The organism is Vibrio sp. Vb1554, from assembly GCF_033344235.1.
This window is the reverse complement of sequence record NZ_JAWPOJ010000335.1, coordinates 1-1,153: the sequence shown is the minus strand read 5'-3', so window position 1 is coordinate 1,153 and position 1,153 is coordinate 1. Positions and strand designations below refer to the sequence as shown.

The window sequence follows — 1,153 nt, the reverse complement described above, 5'->3', positions numbered from 1 at the left end:
TTTCTCACGCTATCTTAACTTACAATCTAAAGCATGATGAGAAAGCGGATGGCATCGTTATCACACCGTCTCATAATCCACCACAAGATGGCGGTATTAAGTACAATCCAACACATGGCGGTCCAGCAGAAGCAGAATTGACTCAAGCGATTGAAGATCGTGCGAACGAGATCATTGCTGGTGGCCTAAAAGATGTGAAGCGTCTAGCGCTAGCAGAAGCGAAAGCATCTGAGCTATTCGTAGAGATGGATTTGGTGAAGCCTTACATCGATGACTTAGTAAATGTTATCGATATGGAAGCGATCCAGAAATCGAAGTTGAAAATTGGTGTGGATCCACTTGGTGGCAGCGGCATTGATTACTGGCGTCAAATCGGCCAAGCATACAACTTAGATCTGACCTTGGTCAGCGAAGCGATTGACCCATCATTCCAGTTCATGTCGCTTGATAAGGACGGCGTGGTTCGTATGGACTGTTCTTCTCCATACGCAATGGCTGGTCTGCTAGCCCTGAAAGATGAATACGATCTTGCGTTTGGTAACGACCCAGACTATGACCGTCATGGTATCGTGACGCCGAAAGGTTTGATGAACCCGAACCATTTCTTAGCGGTTTGTATCGACTACCTATACCGTCATCGTGAGGCGTGGGGTAAAGATGTTGCTGTTGGTAAGACGCTGGTTTCAAGTGCACTTATTGACCGAGTAGTAGCCGATTTGGGTCGTGAACTGTGTGAAGTGCCTGTCGGCTTCAAGTGGTTTGTCGATGGCCTTTACACTGGCAAGTTTGGTTTTGGTGGTGAAGAGAGCGCTGGTGCCTCTTTCCTACGTAAAGATGGAACACCATGGTCAACAGACAAAGACGGCATCTTACTATGTTTGTTAGCGGCAGAGATAACTGCGGTAACGGGTAAAAACCCACAAGGGTACTACGAAGAGCTTGCCGCTAAACATGGTGAGTCTAAGTACAATCGTATTCAAGCGGTAGCGAATGGACCTCAAAAAGATGTGTTGAAGAAACTGTCGCCAGAAATGGTTGCAGCAGAAACACTGGCAGGTGATCCGATTACGGCGCGTCTAACACACGCTCCTGGTAACGGTGCGGCGATTGGCGGATTGAAAGTGACGACTGAAAATGGTTGGTTTGCTGCTCG

At 47.6% G+C, this 1,153-nt stretch carries 1 protein-coding gene; it reads left to right on the top strand.

Translation table 11 applies throughout. The annotated features are described in order from the left end of the window. Window positions 1–1,153, top strand: a 1,153-nt coding sequence (locus tag R8N28_RS26095) for a phosphoglucomutase, alpha-D-glucose phosphate-specific (protein WP_318183767.1), incomplete at both ends; no start/stop codon positions are given.